Source organism: Olivibacter sp. CPCC 100613, assembly GCF_036959255.1.
Lineage (GTDB): Bacteria > Bacteroidota > Bacteroidia > Sphingobacteriales > Sphingobacteriaceae > Olivibacter.
Genome location: NZ_JAWMTI010000005.1, coordinates 23446 through 41032, shown reverse-complemented (window position 1 = coordinate 41032; position 17587 = coordinate 23446). Strand labels below are relative to the sequence as shown.

Here is a 17587-nt window from a genome sequence, read left to right as displayed (position 1 = left end):
TCTTGTAGTTTATTCAGTGGGTTTGGTAATTTTTATCTTGGCAGAATCTTCTAGTCCATAATTGCCCGTTAGCAAAATACGATCGCTATCACTTAAAAGAGGAGAGAGAATCTCAACGCTTTGAGCAGTTTCTATACCCTTTTTTATAGGTGTTTTGATGGCTATAGCATTGTTAGCTACTTTCATAATCCAGTAGTTAGTCTGGCTTTCATCGCTAAGTATTGCAGCTTTCGGAAGCGTAGTGGCGTTAGGGCGGGCTTTTTTCAGTAATCGAACTTTGGCTACAAGATTTTCGGGTATGGAATGAGAGGCAACAACCTTAACTACTACCTGCTGCGTTTGCGCAACGGAATCCATTTGTGGCATAGCGTACCCTATCGTTCCAATCAGTTGTTCTCCGTTAGGTAGATAGATCTCTACCTTTTTTGAGGGAATAGCAAGCATACTGTATTCATATGGCAGATTCATCAGGAACACAAAACTGTTCATGTCACTGATGGTAGCCAACTGTTCCCCATCTTGTACATAATCCCCAGTTTGATGATTCAGTTGGTTTACAAAACCGCTTTCTCCCGCGCGGATCTTATTCGTTCCGCTAAATTTAAACGACGAGTCTAATACATTTAATGTGCTGCCCAGGCTTTCCGCCTCTTTCGTTTTAACGGTAAAAAGTAACTGGCCCCTCTTAACGGATTGCCCTAAATGAATGCTGGAAGAATGTAGATAACCATTTGCGTTTGCCTTTACGAAGTTTTTGAGAAGAAATGTAGAAGTGGCATTTAGCTCAATATAATCACTCATATCTTCATGGCCAATACTTGTTACCGTTACGGGTGTCAGCACGGAATTATTTGTTTGATCATCTGTTTGAACGGAATTGCTGCAAGCACAGATCCAGCTAACAAGTAGGAGAGGAGGTATATACAGCAATATTTTACCTTTTAGTATATTTTTCATTAGTGATTCCAATAATTCATTTGGTTAACAATTAATAGGCTACTGACTTTGTTCTGCGTTAAGAGGTTCCTTGCTGTTAAATAGTTATTGATTGCAATAACTAAGTCCGCTATCTTGGCATCTCCAGTTGCTAACAGCTTAGTGTTGGCTTTAATCAGTCCATTTGCATATTTTATTTGGTGATTTATCTGTTCGATCATGTTTTGAGTAGCATGCAACTGTTGCTGTAATTGTGCAAGTTGTTGATCGTATTGTCTTCTAAAGAAATCCTTATACTGCGTACGGGTCTCTTCAGCTATAGCCAATTTACGATAGTCCAGCTTACGCTGGCCACCGTCATAGATAGGAATGTTCAGACTTACACCGAAACTGTAACCAATATTTTTATAGGGGGTTACTAAAAGCGTGGAATTATAACCGACATCACCAAATAAGTTTATTTTTGGCCTGTAATTCATATCTACCACTGCCTTTTGATTTATTAGAGAGAGGCTGTCTATAGCATATTGGGTGAAGAAGACGGAGTTTTCAGCCGAAGGTGTATTTTCCGTAATCAGAGCAGGTTTTTCCAATTGGAGGACGCTGGTATCGTTGGTGCCACAAATATAGTTTAGGGTGGCAAAATCATTTTGTAATTGTATATCGGCTTGTGCTGTAGCTAGTTCCTGTTGTTGAAGGGTTACTAAAAAAATTAGATAGTCGGTCTGTCGGTAAACATTGCTGCGGGTTAGTTTTTTAAGTACTTCATCTTCCTCTTTCAACAGCTGATAGGTTTCTTTTAAGAAATTAACTTGCTCTTCGTCTCCATAGGTTGTTATATATTGGGCAGTAATGGTACGTTTGAGATCCTGCTCCGAAATTTTTGATGTGTTATCAAGCCCCTTATTCAGCAGATTGACACTTTCAAATTGGGTTTGTAGAGTCTTTTTACTTACCAATGTTTGGGTGAAACCTAGTACCGCATTGATGTTTTTTCCATTGGTGATTGCTTCATCGTATCCCCACCCATTTATGACAGGGGCATAAGAGTTTGTGCTGTTGGCGTTTATCTGTGGTTTATAGATCGCTTTTATTTTTTCACTGTCCACAAGGTTAGCACTCATTTGGTTACGATAGTCTTTTAATAAGGGGCTGTTTTCCAATCCCTGTTTAAGATAGTAATCTAGATTGCCCGATTGCGCATGTAAGATGGACCCGTAAACAAGCGTACAGATGAGGAATATCCATTTTTTATCGATTTTCATTATTTCGAAAATATAAAAGGATGGCCGTATGAAATTCGACGGCCGATCCTGCACTGTTTGCTTAGTCTTGGTCTTCCTTTATAAATTTACCGCTCAGATCGAATATGACATCCGTTTTATTTACCTCAGCTTCATAATTTACAGTACCGTCAGCATATTTAATTTCTGCTGCTTCTTTAATTTTGTGTCCCTTGTAATGCTGGGCAATATAGCTCTTTACTGGAGCAGGTAACTGTGCTACTGGCATAGTTGTCTCTGTTTCTTTCAACCTACCGGAGGCATCATAAACAGCTGACATCCCTTTACCATTACTGGTAAAACTAACTTCATACTCTGCGTTCTCTTTTTCCCATTTTACCTTGGAGGCATTGGGATAACTTTTCTCGAAACTAGCTTTTGCGACAGCGGGCGGAGATGTCTGTGGCAGAACTTTTCCTTGGGCGGATAGATCTATCATCATGAACGATAGAAAGATCATTGTGCTAATGTAGTGTTTCATCTTTTGCTAAATAAGCGTGAAATAATAAACAATACTAGTTGCCAATTCTGTAGAATTTCTGTATTTGTTATTATAGGTTTAATATTTGTGAATGATATTTTGACGGATGGCGAGATTGCAATTTTTGATAAATTACCAAATGATAACCAGCGTACCCGTTAAAATTAATAAGCCACCAATAATGGTTTTCATTTCCATAGGCTCTTTTAGTATCCAGAAAGATAGTCCCATCGCGATTGCTACGCTTAACTTATCAATAGGGGCGACCTTGGAGACATCGCCCAACTGAAGTGCCTTGAAGTAAAAAAGCCAGGAAAGGCCCGTGGCCGCACCAGAGAGAATGAGGAATAGCCAGTTTTCTTTAGTTAAGGTTTTGATATCTTTCACTTCACCGTTGAGCAAGATGATACCCCAAGCGATAAAAAGGATAACAAGCGTTCGGATAGTAGTGGCTATATTCGAATTAACTCCTTTGACGCCGAGTTTAGCTAGTATCGCCGTTAACGCAGCAAATAATGCGGAGAGCAAAGCGTAATATTTCCACATACTTTTTTAATGTAAAAATACACCATTCAAATTATTATATTGAATGTTTTTAAGATCGTTCGTCCGAATTCAGAGAAAAATCAGAATTGGATCTTTATCTTTGGGTTTAAGCTTAAAGAGCCGATAGCAATTATGAAACCATCATGCTTTTGCAAAAGCATACAGTGGAATGGATAAAATCATGATAGCTTCATCGCCATTGAAAGTAAATTTTATACAGATGAAAATCCTTATCATAGAAGATGAACCAGCGCTGGCAACAGATATGATCGAATATCTTTCCAATGAGCAGTATCGATGTGAGCTGGCTGAGACCTATGATGAGGGCATAGCTAAAATTTACCAATTTAGCTATGATTGTATCTTACTGGATCTGATGCTTCCCGGAGGGAGTGGCTTGAAAATTCTTCAAGTATTGAAGGATGAAGGCAAAGAAGACGGGGTGATCATTATCTCGGCCAAAGGTTCGCTGGAAGATAAACTGGCAGGCCTAAAAATAGGCGCTGACGATTATCTTCCCAAACCGTTTCACTTATCGGAACTGGCTGCGCGGGTGTATGCGGTGATACGAAGGCGCCAATTGGGTAATTCAAATATATTAAAACAGGGAGAGATAACGATCAATGTTCCGGCAAAAACTGTTACGGTAAATGATAAGGAGGTAATCCTTACCCGTAAAGAATTTGACCTCTTGTTATATTTTATAAGTAATAAGAATAAGGTAGTTTCCAAGAATGCGATTGCCGAACATCTATCTGGAGATTTTGCAGATATGTTGGATAGTTATGATTTTATCTATGCACATATCAAAAATCTCAAACGGAAACTGGGAGATTCGGGAATAGATAATTACCTGAAAACAATGTACGGTTCAGGCTATAAATGGGAGATATGAGTAAACTATTAAATCAATCACTTAATAAGCTACTCACTTACGCTGCCATTGTACTCTGTTGCAGTATACCCGTCTATTATTTTATTTTTCGTGCGCTTTTGCAGTATGAATTGGATGAACATAATATCACCCTGACGGAGAAGGCAGGCAGAGAAGATAGCTTTTTGATCATCGGTACGGTAACCATTTTGACAGTACTTTTTTCCAGCTTGTTACTGGTTGGTCTGGTACTACTGAACCGTAGACTTTCACATAAACTGTGGCGTCCATTTTATGACAGTTTAACCAAAATTAAGGATTTCGATCTAAACCAGCATAAAACAGTTTCTTTTGAGCCCACCGATATTTCGGAATTTACGGAGCTGAACACCAACCTCCACAAATTGATAACAAGCTCCATTTCGGCTTATAATCAGCAAAAGAAATTTACGGAAAACGCCAGTCATGAATTACAGACCCCACTGGCCATTATGCAATCGAAACTGGATCTCTTTCTTCAGGAGAGTACTCTTTCGCCACGTCAGCATCAACTGATACGGGAACTAAGCGCCGCCGTTGCACGCACCTCACGTATCAATAAGAATTTGTTAATGTTGGCAAAAATTGATAATAGGCAATTTGAAGACATAGAAAAAGTGCACGTTAGCCAGTTATTTCAAGAGGTAATGGATATGCTTTCTGAACATATAGCGATCAAAGAAATCAAGCTAACAGCCAATATCTCAGACGATGTATCTATCATGGGCAACAAGGCGCTGGTAGAAGTGTTACTACAGAACTTACTTTTTAATGCCTATCGCCATAACCATTCTGGAGGTGAAATATTAATCCGCGTGGATGCTGCGGGATTCGTTGTTGCAAATTCAGGAGAGAATCGCTTACGTGAAGACGAGCTGTTCAAACGCTTTTCATCCAACAACGGTATGGGAACCGGATTGGGCCTGGCCATAGCTAAGGAGATCTGTTCAACGTATCACTGGGATATCGCCTACAAATTCGAAAATAATAAGCATTACTTTACGGTTTCTTTCTAGACAATTCAGGATTTCTACAGAATTGGCTTTCAATTTTGTTGTTACATACAGCAAAAATAAATGCCAAAAATAGGATATTTAAAGTCATTGATTTTGCTGGGGTTAACAGTATGCCACATGAACCTGTTTGCCCAGCGAATGATCATGGATGCCCATAGGGAGGAAAGGCTTTACCTCCAAAACCCGGTGAAGTTTAATCGCAACCAATTATACTTGCCACTAGGCGTGATGATCGGTGGTTTGCTGGCCAATGGAAATGGACCGGAGTCTTTTAAAATGGAAATTGCCGAGGAACGGAACGAACATTTTCCCAATTTCCATACCCATGTGGACGACTATCTTCAATACGCACCGATCGCTACGGTATATACCATGGATGCTTACGGTTACAAAGCCCGTCATGATTTCGTGAACCGCTCGGCCATCCTTTTGAAAGGTGAGCTGCTGCTGTCGGGTATTGTATTTGCGTCTAAATCCACTTTCCATAATTTACGGCCCGACGGCAGTACCTATAATTCTTTTCCTTCCGGCCACACTGCCCAAGCCTTCGCGGCAGCCACTTTTTTGACAGAAGAGTATGGATCTACCTATAAATGGATGCCTTATGTTGCCTACGCGGCGGCCTCTAGTGTAGGTGGCTTAAGGATGGCCAACAACCGGCACTATATCAGTGACGTGCTGATGGGGGCTGGTATTGGTATTCTCACCATGAAGCTTGCTTATTGGACACACCATTTTAAATGGAATAAAAAGAGGCACCTCAACGAAAATTAAAAAATTTATCAAATGAAATATTTTCAGCACAGATATGCTGTACTCTACAGCTTCATGCTATTATTTTTGGTGCTATCTTTTTTGATGAGGACCATCCTGCTGATTGAAGTCTTTTCTAAAGCAGTATTTACTTTCCAGGATATACTTTCTATATATTGGAAGGGTTTGATTTTTGATTTTGGAGTAAGCGCATTCCTTGTGGTTCCTTATTCAATTTACCTGTTATTTTTACCAGAAAAGTGGAACAGAAGTTTATTCAATAAAATTGTCACTATCGGTATTTTTACCCTCTGTGTTTTCATCTGTGTTTTCTCTTTCTTTGCAGAAATTACTTTTTGGAGTGAATTTGAAAGCCGTTTTAATTTCATTGCGGTAGACTATCTTATTTATACCTATGAAGTTGTTCAGAATATCAATGAATCTTATCCCTTACCTTTATTGATAGGTGGTGTGCTGGGCACTACATTGTTATTGGTTCTGTTGGTATTCAAATACAACATGTTCGAGCGAAGCTTTCAAACGGGCACAAGGTTTGGAAAAAGAGTAGCGATTACAGTAAGTCTTTTATTGGTTGCGTTTGTATATATTTTATTTATCCCCAACCAATGGGCTGAGACGGGTAATAACCGATACCAACAGGAGCTTTCGAAGGCAGGTATTTATTCATTTGTTGCAGCCTATCGAACTAATGAGTTATCGTACAAAGATTTTTATATAAACCATCCCGCTAACGAGGTGTTGGCCGTTTTGAGAAAAGAGCTCGAAAGCGATAATGGTAGGTATTCAGTTAATAGGGGAAGTATTGAGCGTTATATAAACAACGGAGGGGTAGATGAAAAACCCAATGTTATCATGATCACCATCGAGAGCATGAGTGCAAATTTTATGAAGCACTTCGGCAATAAGAATAATATTACGCCAATTATGGACAGCCTAGCGGATAGGAGTCTGCTTTTTACAAACATGTATGCAACCGGAACGAGAACAGTACGGGGAATGGAAGCACTCTCTTTGGCGGCGCCGCCTACTCCGGGTAATAGTATTGTGAGGAGAAAAGACAACGAAAACTTGTTTACTGTGGGGGCCGTTTTTAATAGCAAAGGATACCATAGTACTTTCTTTTATGGAGGCGATGGTTATTTTGATAATATGAACCGGTATTTTAGTCACAATGGTTTTGATATTGTAGATCGCGGTAGAAAAATCATGCCGAGCGATGAGATCATCACAAAACGCACATTCATTCCGGATAGCGTTATACATTTTGAAAATGCTTGGGGCATCTGTGATGAAGATCTTTTTGAAGCGGTTATTAAGCAGGCTGATAAGGAATATAAGGCACACAGACCTTTCTATCATTTTGTTATGACTACTTCGAATCACAGACCATACACGTATCCTGCCGGTAAAATTGATATTCCTTCGGGCTCGGGACGAGATGGCGCAGTGAAATATACAGACTATGCCATTGGCCGATTTTTGGCCGCCGCAAAGAAACACTCTTGGTTCAACAATACCATCTTTATATTTGTTGCCGATCATTGTGCAAGCAGTGCAGGAAAGGAAGAGTTGACCGTGAGTAATTACCATATTCCGGCATTTATCTATAATTTGAAGAATAATGCTGTTCAAAAAATAGCGCCGATGTGCTCGCAGATAGATTTATATCCTACATTATTCCATATACTGGGATGGAATTATAAGAGCAAGTTTTTTGGTCAGGATGTACTATCGTCTGCGTATCACCCAAGGACTTTCATCAGTACTTATCAGATCTTGGGACTGCTGGAGCAGGGTACCCTGATGACTTTAAGCCCGATAAGAAAGGCCAATTTTTATAAACTGGATATGAATGGCAATAATCAGTTTCCCATCCCTATTGATCAAGAGAAATTAAACAAAGCAGTAGCTTACTATCAGGGAGCATACCAATTGTTTAAAAGTGGTGCTATGAAACAATAATTTTTGTGAAATATAAAGGATTCACTCTTCGATAAGTGTAAGCTCCTTTCATTCATCACGCACTATCTGTTAATAGTTTTTAAAGCATAGCCAGATAAAATAATAGCAGAGCTATCCGCTACGTTAAGGTTTAATTCATTTACGTAGGCTCGGCCAATGTCTAAAAGGGTCCTACCTTGCAGATCGGCAGTAACTTTTTGCACGCTCATTATTGGGCTACTCTTAAGTTCGGGATTCATCTTGATAATGACCTGCGATGAGTCCCGTTGGGTAATATTAAGGTTATCAAAATGATGATTATTACTTTCAATTCCTATCCTTGACCTGCCTGATAGCCTTATGTCCAATGATTTCTGGTTAAGCTTGTTCATATGAAAATTTGTGTTGACACCTTCAATCGACAATAATTCAGGTGCAGAAATAAGGATCAGCACGTTCGATTGTAGCCATGATTTCTCTATTAGGTTGGCATAAGTATTTACGAACTTAACGTGGAGCGTATCCTTATCTACGTAAGCCTTTATGCTATCTTTTTCATAGCCGCCCCAGTAGTCAAGTACCCTCGCCGAACAATGCGGATTCTGTTCAAAAACAATGTTGGTTAGGTTTCCACCATCTAATTTTACATGTCTGAAAGGCTTATCAGCAATTTTACTGTAATTCCAGTATAAATCACTTTTATCCACTTTCTCATATTGCCTTCTGAAAGCGACGTTTGACGCAAATATGCCAGTTACAAATAAAACCAACATAATGGTGAGAATAGTAGTACTGATCTTCATAACTATATCTTTTTAAAATTCTGTTCAATAAATTCCTCGAATCTTTTTTTTATTTCATCCGCATTTATATCCAATAAGTACATATTTCTAAACGTTGTAGGTAGCTCATTCTCCAGAAATAACTCTCTTTTAAAGGCGAGAACACGCTCCATTCCGCTATCCTCAACGAAATAACCAACACCCCGTTTATTGAATATAATATTTCTTTGCTGCAGAAAATCGTAGGTGCGCTGAATGGTATTCGGCGTTACCTCCATAAGCACAGCAAGATCACGAATGCTCAATATCTTATTGCCAGGTAGCCACTTTTTTAGCAAAATTTGCTCACATACGTATTCTGCTATCTGCAGATAAATTGCCTGTTTCTCTTTAAACTCCATTTAAATTTCTTTCTCCTTAAGGCGAATATAGGCTGTTAACCATAATATTGCAGGTATCACATAACTAATGGTTATGTTTATCGCCCTGGCCATGAGGTCGGGCTGGTTGATAATACCCACACCCTTGCCAACTTTTAAAAAGATAACCTTAAAGGGGATGGCTACATCAATATGATCAAAAAAAGCCATTGCTATAGAGAGGTTCAAAAAATACGTTACAATAGTCAATGTACAAATGACCAACGCCACCTTGATATAACTTACCTTATTGAAATATAATGAACCCACTAACATTGCTCCAGCAAGATTAAAAAATACGGTGTACACTATCTTGGCTATTTCATTATCAAAAGAAAATAGCTCGATCCCGCTATATAACAACTGATAGTCAGCTCTGGCAGGATCGAGACCATTGCGGTAGCTGTTTACAAAGAAAATATCAATTAAACGGTAGAAACCTAAATATATCAATATAAATAGGACTCCTGTTATTAAAATCCCGCAGAGCCATTTCTCAAAATGCGACGCAGGTATCAGTAGGAACGACGAACCGCTGGCCGTGGAAGAAAAATATCCAAAAACAGAAGATGCCATAAAACTCCCGCCCGTTACAAAACCAAGAACAAAAGCACTAATCTGTGCCCTGTTTATACCCGCTATAGATTGCACGATAGAGTAGGTGAGCAGTGTAATCGCCAGTGTTACAGCCAACAGCCCCAACATAAGAGCGGGGCGCTCCAATATCGACTTTTTTAGCAGCCAAGCGAAACGTTTTAAATTAAATGTATCATTCATAATTAACTGATTATTCCGTTAAATAAATTTCTTTAGCTAAAGCCGGTTTTCCTGTTACGCCATTAAAGAAATGTTCAAGGTTAACTCGGGTATCTTCTCCGGTCGTGTTTTCTCTTACAATTGATAAGCCTCTGAGGTGTTTTTCTGTGTATAGGATCTTACTGCTGATTGGAAGTTCGTTGACGGTTTCAAAATAAAACTTCCTAGTAATTTCTTCTATCGATGCATGCATCAGTAGGCGGCCGTCATCCACAATAATAACCCGATCGATTAGGTTTTCAAGGTCACGTGTTTGATGAGTAGAAATAATCAGGATGCGATGCTCATCCATCACCGATGCAATGAGTTTTCTAAACTGTGTTTTTGACGGGATATCCAAGCCATTTGTCGGTTCATCCATCAATAAAACCTTCGTATTACAGGCAAGGGCGAAAGCGATTATAAATTTCTTTTGCTGACCAAAGGAAAGCGCATTGATCTTTCCTGGTACCTTTACCTCCAGCTCTTTTAAGTAGCGGTGTAGATCGTCTTCCCTGAACAGCGGATAAAAAACTGCAAACAAATTTACATACTGTTTTAACGTTAATGATGGGATATGTAAATCTTCGGGAATGTAATAAATGGTCTTTAAAAAGGAGGGCAATCTTTTCCTAGGTACCATGTTATCAATGGAGATGTTTCCTTCCGTCGGAAAAAGGGTGCCTGTAATATTCTTTAACAGGGTTGATTTTCCAGCGCCATTTTTGCCAAGCAGGCCGTAAACATTTCCATCATCCATTGAAAGCGTGAGTTTACGATACAGTAAATGTTTACGTGTATAGCCAAATGAGAGGTCAGAAATATGTATCATCAGTGTAGTAGTTTAGTATTACACTGCAAATGTAGAATATTTTTCTAGAATCCAATTTTTATTTCAAAGAATATTTAAATGGGGGCGTAGTTGTAGCATTTCTGTATCGATATTAATGAACGTCTTTAGCTTCCCTTTGTTCAGTTTTCTGTATTGAAAGCGGACACAGCGTGTATCAAAAGCGTACAATATGTTGAATTTTTAGTTTGTAAGTGATTGATTTTCTTATTTTTATTATTTGGCATTCCCTTTGGTTAATTGAAAGATATCCTTGGAAGTGTTTTAGATATCTGGGAGATAGATCTTCAAGCCAAGATCTTATATTATGATAAAAAGTTATTTAAAGATCGCAGTACGGAGTCTTTTAAAAAACAGACTTACCACATTCATAAATGTTTTTGGTCTCGGATTAAGTATGTCCGTAGGCTTGATGATTTTGATCCGTACACTGGACGCATTCAGCTTCGATAAATTTCATCCATCTCCTGAAAATACGTACCGCATTATTTCAGAATACAATAAAAAAAATGGAGAGAAATGGCAGATGGCGAGTTCTCCATTACCGCTGGCAAGCAGCTTGGGCGAAGATCAGACAACGGTAAAAGAGGTGGTGAATATTTATCCCGTATTAAATGGGAAGGCCAGCGTAAATGGAAAGGAAATGTATTTAGATGGTGCTTTCACCGAACCTTCTTTCTTTTCTATATTTGGTTTTTCCTTGATTGCAGGCAATACTGCAACGGCGCTAAAAGAACCGAATTCAATTATCATCAGTAATGAGACTGCTCAGAAATTTTTTGGTACAACCAATGTTATTGGCGAGGTTATAACCTTTGAGAACGGCCAAAACTTCATTATTAAAGGCGTGCTGGATACACCGCCGGGAAAATCGCACGTTAACTATGATGCATATGCATCTTATAGCAGCGTTGCGCAAATGGAAAGTAACAAAATACTTCCGAAAAAATCGACCGACTGGTTTGCCTTCAATATAGCTTACACCTATGTGCTATTACATAAAAATGCAACGACGGGGGCATTACAATCCAAACTGAATACAACAGCAAGTGGCTTAAATAAAATGAATAAGGATGGCGAAACACGCTTCCATCTGCAGCGGTTAGATTGTATCAGTCCGGGTGCGGACTATTTAAGTAACGAAATTGCCATGGGCACTTCCTGGACAAAGATCTATGTGGAAGTTGGCATTGCTTTCCTGATATTACTCGCTGCATGTTTTAACTATACCAATCTTACCGTTGCGCGTGCCTTAACCCGTGCAAAAGAAGTAGGCATAAGAAAGATCGTTGGGGCGAAACGTTCACAGGTTTTTGTACAGTACATCTTTGAATCTATTTTGTTGTCTTTTGCCGCTTTAGGCTTTGCCTGGATGGTTCTTTCGTTTATAGTTCGGTATGCGCCTTTCAATGATGGTTATGAATTTATTCCTTCTTCGTTTTATTATAATTTTTCTTTTGTAACATGGACTATTGTATATGCACTTTTTGCCGCGTTGCTGGCAGGCGCTGCTCCGGCGTGGATATTATCTGCATTCAAGCCACTGCGCGTGCTTAAGAGCTTGTCTACCGCTAAAATTTTAGGCAAGGTAAGTGTTCAGAAAACATTGATCGCTTTTCAATACACGCTTTCTTTGGTGGTAATCATTTTTCTGCTTGTTTTTTACAAGCAGTTTTCTTTTATGTCAAATATAAACCCCGGTTTTAAGAAAGAAAATGTGCTTGTGGTGCCGTTAAACGGCTTGGATGAAAACATAACTGCACAGCAGATCCGCGGCATAAGTGGTATTAAATCGGTTTCAGCTACCTCGGCCAATTTTACCCAACATTTCAGCGGAATGAATATGCCGGTATGGATTAATGATAAAAAAGATGCTTTTGGCCTCAATTATTATTATGCGGATGCAAATTTTATTTTAAACATGCATTTTGCTTTTGAAGCGGGAGAAAATTTCCAAGCAAATGCATCGGATGATAAAGAGGAATACATACTATTGAATGAAAAAGCCGCACATGCCTTTGGCTTTGCTGATGCACCTAAAGCAGTTGGAGAAAAGATATGGATGAATGACTCTACACAGTTAGAAATTGCCGGTGTATTAAAAGACTTTATCTATAAAGGTGCCGGCCAACCAATAGATCCTTTAGCTTTCAGAACCAAAAAAGGTGTATATACTTATTTATATGCTGAAACGATAGGCAGTAACAAGACCGCTGTACAGGAACGCGTGAAAGCTGCTTTAAATGAGTTGCATCCTGACCAAGCCATTACAGTTTCGTGGTTGGCAGATGACCTCGACAAAAGCAATTCGCAAACAGCCACCATTTCTTTGCTCGGATTTTTGGGTTTTATTGCCTTGGTTATCGCTACGCTGGGTCTACTCGGTCTCGTGGTCTATACGGTTGAAGTAAAAAATAAGGAAATAAATGTGCGCAAGGTTATCGGTGCCAATAAATTTCAACTCATTCGGATCCTTTCAAAAGGTTTTGTTAAAATATTGCTTATTGCAGGGTTAATTGCCATGCCTATTGGCTGGCTTTTATCCGTGATGTTTCTACAGAACTTTCCTGTAAAAACCGACTTCGGTGTACTTCATGTGCTGATGTGTTTTCTTTTTTTACTCGGCATTGGTCTGTTTACCATCATTTCCCAAACTTATAGGGCGGCTGCAGCTAATCCCGTTGATAGTTTGAGAATGGAATAGTCCAATTATAATGATTTTCGATGCACTATGACGGATTCTAAAGATCATCAATAGAGAAATTCTATACATAATATTTGTGGAATTTTATTGGTATAGGACTTTATTTAGAATAAGTTTAAATAAAATTTATATATTTGCGCTCTCCATTTTTTGATCAGCGTAACAATGAAAAGAACTTTACTTTTTCTATTATTTTTTTCCGTCGTGTTTTTCTCGCTTTCTGCCCGCCAGCGTTCCAGCATCGCTGGCCAATTATTTGACGAACTGGGGCAGCCTGTAATCGGTGCGACTATCAGGCTGGAACCGGGGACCTATATCCGACAAAGTGACGGAACGGGCAAATTTCATTTTAACGACCTGCCTCAGGGTCACTTTGAGATTATAATTAATTCCCTTGGTTTCGAACCATTCCATGAGCGCATTAAAATAGGATCTGATAATATGTCAAAGAAAATTACGCTTTATCACCAATCAGAGCTTTTGCAATCCGTTGAGGTGACCGGCAGAAAGGAAAAGGAATATAAAAATTCACTAAGTTATGGCGGAACAAAGATCGCAACTGATATCAAAGATGTACCCCAGTCCATTCAATATATTACCAAAGAGCTAATGCAGGATCAGGGTGCGGTACGTATGATAGATGTCGTCAAGAATGTCAGCGGGATCAATCAGCATACCTTTTATGACGATGTGACAATCCGGGGATTCAGAAATCAGGGAGGAGTAGGTAGCAACAGTTCCAATCAACTTTTTAATGGCTTGAGGACCTTCAATGGCTTCTGGCGGCAAAATCTCCTGAACTATCTGGAAAGAGTGGAAGTAATCAAGGGGCCGGCCTCTGCCCTTTTTGGGAATGTTAATCCCGGTGGTACGATCAATAAGGTCACCAAGAAGCCGCTCGACGTAAATCGCCGATCGGTCAACTTCCAGGTCGGCAATTATGGTACCATGCGTACCAATCTAGATTTCACAGGACCTGCCAATAAGGATAAAACAATTCTGTACCGTTTAAATCTGGGGTACGAAAATGCCAATTCGTTCCGCGACCTGATGTTCGATAAGAACATTGTGATTGCGCCATCTTTTTCCTATGTACCCAATGAACGGACCAGAATCAATCTCGATATCGTCTATAACAAATCCAACAGTCGTTTGGACCGTGGGCAATCCATCTTTGGTTCCAACGATCTCTATTCAACGCCAATCTCACTGAACGTTGCAGATATCAACGACTATCTCAATGAAGAGACCTATCTCATCACGGCTTCCCTGAGTCATAAATTAACAGATCATATTACGTTCAATACATCCTATCTGCGCACCGGATATCGGCAGGACTTATTGGAACATCGCAGCACCGCCTTTGCAGTTGACAGTGCAGGCAATCAGATCAATACCTTAGCACTTCGACGGGCGAGCCAACGGCATAATGAACAGTTGAGTGATAGTTATACTGCGTATTTCAGCGCAGAAGCAGCAACGGGTGAAGTTCGTCATATAATCGTGGCGGGTTACGATTACAACAACAGCCTTATCCCTGTCGGTTCATCGCAGATGGATGCAGCAGGTTATAGACTTAAAGATGGTACGGTAACAGTCCGTTATATACCTGCGCGTGCTGCACAATACGAATTTTATGAATACAATGGACAGATGATACCCAAGCCCAACGTTCCTTCCTACGATCTGGAAGCTAACAAACATAGTCTCCTGGATATCGGAGGGTATATATACGCGGCAAACAACACAGATGTGGTGGTACCCTTCTTTTCCCAGCAACACAGTGTATATGTACAGGATCAACTCAGCTTCCGCCGCCTAAAGCTGTTGTTAGGGTTGAGGTATGACATCTTCGTTAGCCATTTGGATTATGCATCCGCGGAGGTGAGTAAAGTTACCCAGCGCGCCTTACAGCCACGTATTGGAGTAACCTATGAGATAAACAGCCATGTCAATGCTTATGCTACTTATACAACAGGATATAACCCGCAGGACGCACGGAGCCAGAACACATTGGCGGGAGGGCCGTTCGATCCGATGAAAAGTTATCTATTAGAGGCTGGACTTAAGACAGATTGGTTCGAAAAACGCCTGAGTGCTACGGTATCAGTTTATGATATTGAACAGCGTAACGCGCTCTACAATGCACAGGATCCTGATAATCCGGACAGACTAAACCAGATCGGAAAGGATAAATCCAGAGGGATAGAAATGGACATAGTGGGCAGCATCCTTCCGAACCTAAATGTAGTCGCCACCTATGCCTATAATCATGCGAGACTGCTAGGCGCAAGTGGTGGTACCGACAGTCTGTACAATAATCAACAGAAACCCAATGCTCCCGCTCATCAGGGAAGTATATGGACCAAATATCAGTTTGACAGCGGTGCTTTGAAGGGACTTGGAATGGGTGGTGGTGTTTATTACATTGGAAAGCGTTCATTCGGTTTTCAGGGCAATGCCAGCATCACACCTATAGATGCCCCCACTTATACCTTATTGAATGCAGCGCTCTATTACCGTGTTAATAAGGTGCTGCTTCAGCTAAATGTCAATAACCTGACTAACAAAACACACTGGGTGGGCGGGTACGACAGCTCCCGTTTATATCCCGGAGCGCCCAGAACGTGGCTGGCCGGTTTAACTTATGATTTCTAACTACAGTATTACAAATAGCGATATGAAAACTTACAGAACAACAGTAAACCTTATAAAAAGTGTATTTTTTTTGACTGGTCTATTATATTGTCAACCGGCATTTACGCAAGTTTTGGGCAAGGGGAAATCTATATTATATGTGCTCCGCATGGATTATCGCGATAGGCCTGTTGATGAAAAAGTAAAAGCACATCTGGATTCGCTCGGTTACAGGATCACCTTTATCGATCAGTCTGAACCAGTAGAAAAAGCAGTGGGTTACGATCTGGTTATTATTTCTTCTACGGTCGGTTCACAAGATTTCGAGGGAAAATACAGGGATGTTAAAGTGCCTATATTAACTTGGGAAAATGATATCCTCGACGACCTACGCTATGTCGGACGCCATAAAGATGCGGACTTCGGAGAAGTAGAAGGTGAGCATTATATCTGGATTGTCAATGCTCCTCACCCCTTAGCTGCAGGCCTATCCGCAGGGATCAATTCGGTCTATCGAAAAGATCAGCCGATGGGGTGGGGAAAGCCCGGATTAGGTGCCTCTACTATTGCCACTATGCCGGGACAACCGGACAAAGCGATTATCTTCGGCTATGAAAAAGGGGCTACTATGGACTATGATTTTCTTGCACCTGAAAGAAGAGTTATGCTGTTTCTAGATAACAAGACCTTTCCGTTGCTGAAAGAAAATGGTCTCAAGCTATTCGATGCTGCAGTTAAATGGGCAATTGGTGATAACTGATAAATTGAATCGTGTATTTTGCCAAAATATAACACTTAATTGATTAGTTGATAAACACCATTTTTGGTGATGCAAGAGGAAACTAATAATATGTGATTTTATTTCGTTTTAATCCATATATAAGAGCGTTTCCAACACTTATTGCAACGATATCTTTTCAAGCGAAGCCAGCTTAGGAAGAATTTAACAAAAAATCCCCGGTGAATGCGTGTATCTAATTCTCCTAGTTTGCACTTTGGACAGCTTCTATAGCTCGATATCTTATTGGACTTAAGCCATTCAGCTTGAGGAGGAAGATGGTTGCTTTCCATGATCAAAGCTAGTCAATTGTTTCTAGACTTGAAAACAGTTGATCTTAAAATGGTATTACTATTTAAAATCAACTGACGCTTTCATGACGCTTGGTTCATTATGTGCACTTCCTTAATCATTATCAGATAACAAACTTCAACAAAATCTTTAGCCACTTCCCACGAGGTTGTCAAGTAACTACATGAGATCCCCTCAACTTTGATAAAAACAATGTCAAAGTTATGAAAGGGAAAATGCAAAAAAAGGCAATTAAAAAAATAGATTTACCCAAAAATCTGCAACCGATCATCAAGCCCATTAGAAATACTCGAACCCAGATAAGACAACTTCTTCGTTCGTTTATTCCACTCCATCCATCCGAAGATACAACCGATCTTTATCAGCAATTACCCAATTAAATAAAGGGGTAAGTAAGGAGAAAAACTAAAGTGTAACCGA

General features: G+C 39.8%; 16 protein-coding genes. 8 read left to right on the top strand and 8 right to left on the bottom strand.

What is annotated here, in order from left to right; all coding sequences use genetic code 11:
• Nucleotides 1-9: 9 nt before the first annotated feature.
• The 4 genes from RYH73_RS16550 to RYH73_RS16535 all read right to left on the bottom strand — a co-directional run bounded on the left by RYH73_RS16550 (nt 10) and on the right by RYH73_RS16535 (nt 3246).
• Nucleotides 10-957 (bottom strand): efflux RND transporter periplasmic adaptor subunit, encoded by a 948-nt coding sequence (locus tag RYH73_RS16550; RefSeq protein ID WP_335314562.1) that lies wholly within the window; start codon nt 955-957, stop codon nt 10-12.
• Nucleotides 957-2201: a TolC family protein gene (locus RYH73_RS16545; RefSeq protein ID WP_335314561.1), complete on the bottom strand. Its 1245-nt coding sequence runs from the start codon at nt 2199-2201 to the stop codon at nt 957-959. The genes RYH73_RS16550 and RYH73_RS16545 overlap by 1 nt, the downstream gene beginning before the upstream one ends.
• Nucleotides 2202-2262: 61 nt before the next feature.
• The gene (locus tag RYH73_RS16540; RefSeq protein ID WP_335314560.1) at nt 2263-2700 is read right to left on the bottom strand and encodes a PepSY-like domain-containing protein; all 438 of its coding nucleotides are present in this window, start codon (nt 2698-2700) and stop codon (nt 2263-2265) included.
• A 132-nt stretch (nt 2701-2832) separates the two neighbouring features.
• A complete protein-coding gene (locus RYH73_RS16535; protein WP_335314559.1) occupies nt 2833-3246 on the bottom strand; it encodes an EamA family transporter in 414 nt (137 codons plus the stop codon).
• 220 nt (nt 3247-3466) lie between these two features.
• Between RYH73_RS16535 and RYH73_RS16530 the strand changes: the two genes are divergently transcribed.
• From RYH73_RS16530 to RYH73_RS16515, 4 genes are all read left to right on the top strand, one after another.
• On the top strand, nt 3467-4141 hold the full coding sequence (locus tag RYH73_RS16530) for a response regulator transcription factor (RefSeq protein WP_335314558.1): 675 nt from the start codon (nt 3467-3469) through the stop codon (nt 4139-4141).
• On the top strand, nt 4138-5175 hold the full coding sequence (porY, locus tag RYH73_RS16525; RefSeq protein WP_335314557.1) for a sensor histidine kinase: 1038 nt from the start codon (nt 4138-4140) through the stop codon (nt 5173-5175). Before RYH73_RS16530 ends, porY begins: the two co-directional genes overlap by 4 nt.
• A gap of 117 nt (nt 5176-5292) precedes the next feature.
• Nucleotides 5293-5949, top strand: coding sequence for a phosphatase PAP2 family protein (locus RYH73_RS16520; RefSeq protein ID WP_335314555.1), 657 nt, complete (start codon nt 5293-5295; stop codon nt 5947-5949).
• Nucleotides 5950-5961: 12 nt separating this feature from the next.
• Entirely contained in the window at nt 5962-7911 is a 1950-nt protein-coding gene (locus tag RYH73_RS16515; protein WP_335314554.1) for an LTA synthase family protein, read from the top strand.
• Between the two features lie 62 nt (nt 7912-7973).
• On the opposite strand, the gene RYH73_RS16510 is transcribed toward RYH73_RS16515, so the two are convergent.
• From RYH73_RS16510 to RYH73_RS16495, 4 genes are read right to left on the bottom strand one after another with little or no spacing between them, the layout of a single operon-like run.
• Nucleotides 7974-8693 carry a hypothetical protein gene (locus tag RYH73_RS16510; protein ID WP_335314553.1) on the bottom strand — a complete coding sequence of 240 codons (720 nt, stop codon included), beginning with the start codon at nt 8691-8693 and terminating at the stop codon, nt 7974-7976.
• Nucleotides 8694-8695: 2 nt separating this feature from the next.
• Nucleotides 8696-9073, bottom strand: a complete 378-nt coding sequence (locus RYH73_RS16505; RefSeq protein WP_335314552.1) for a GntR family transcriptional regulator — start codon at nt 9071-9073, stop codon at nt 8696-8698.
• Complete coding sequence (locus tag RYH73_RS16500; RefSeq protein WP_335314551.1) at nt 9074-9868, bottom strand: hypothetical protein; 795 nt, start codon at nt 9866-9868, stop codon at nt 9074-9076.
• A gap of 10 nt (nt 9869-9878) precedes the next feature.
• A complete protein-coding gene (locus RYH73_RS16495; protein ID WP_335314550.1) occupies nt 9879-10718 on the bottom strand; it encodes an ABC transporter ATP-binding protein in 840 nt (279 codons plus the stop codon).
• A 325-nt stretch (nt 10719-11043) separates the two neighbouring features.
• Between RYH73_RS16495 and RYH73_RS16490 the strand changes: the two genes are divergently transcribed.
• From RYH73_RS16490 to RYH73_RS16475, 4 genes are all read left to right on the top strand, one after another.
• Nucleotides 11044-13440, top strand: a complete 2397-nt coding sequence (locus RYH73_RS16490) for an ABC transporter permease (RefSeq protein WP_335314549.1) — start codon at nt 11044-11046, stop codon at nt 13438-13440.
• 165 nt (nt 13441-13605) lie between these two features.
• A complete protein-coding gene (locus tag RYH73_RS16485) occupies nt 13606-16098 on the top strand; it encodes a TonB-dependent receptor (protein ID WP_335314548.1) in 2493 nt (830 codons plus the stop codon).
• Nucleotides 16099-16120: 22 nt separating this feature from the next.
• Nucleotides 16121-16837, top strand: coding sequence for a hypothetical protein (locus RYH73_RS16480; RefSeq protein ID WP_335314547.1), 717 nt, complete (start codon nt 16121-16123; stop codon nt 16835-16837).
• Between the two features lie 533 nt (nt 16838-17370).
• A complete protein-coding gene (locus tag RYH73_RS16475; RefSeq protein WP_335314546.1) occupies nt 17371-17547 on the top strand; it encodes a hypothetical protein in 177 nt (58 codons plus the stop codon).
• Nucleotides 17548-17587 lie beyond the last annotated feature (40 nt).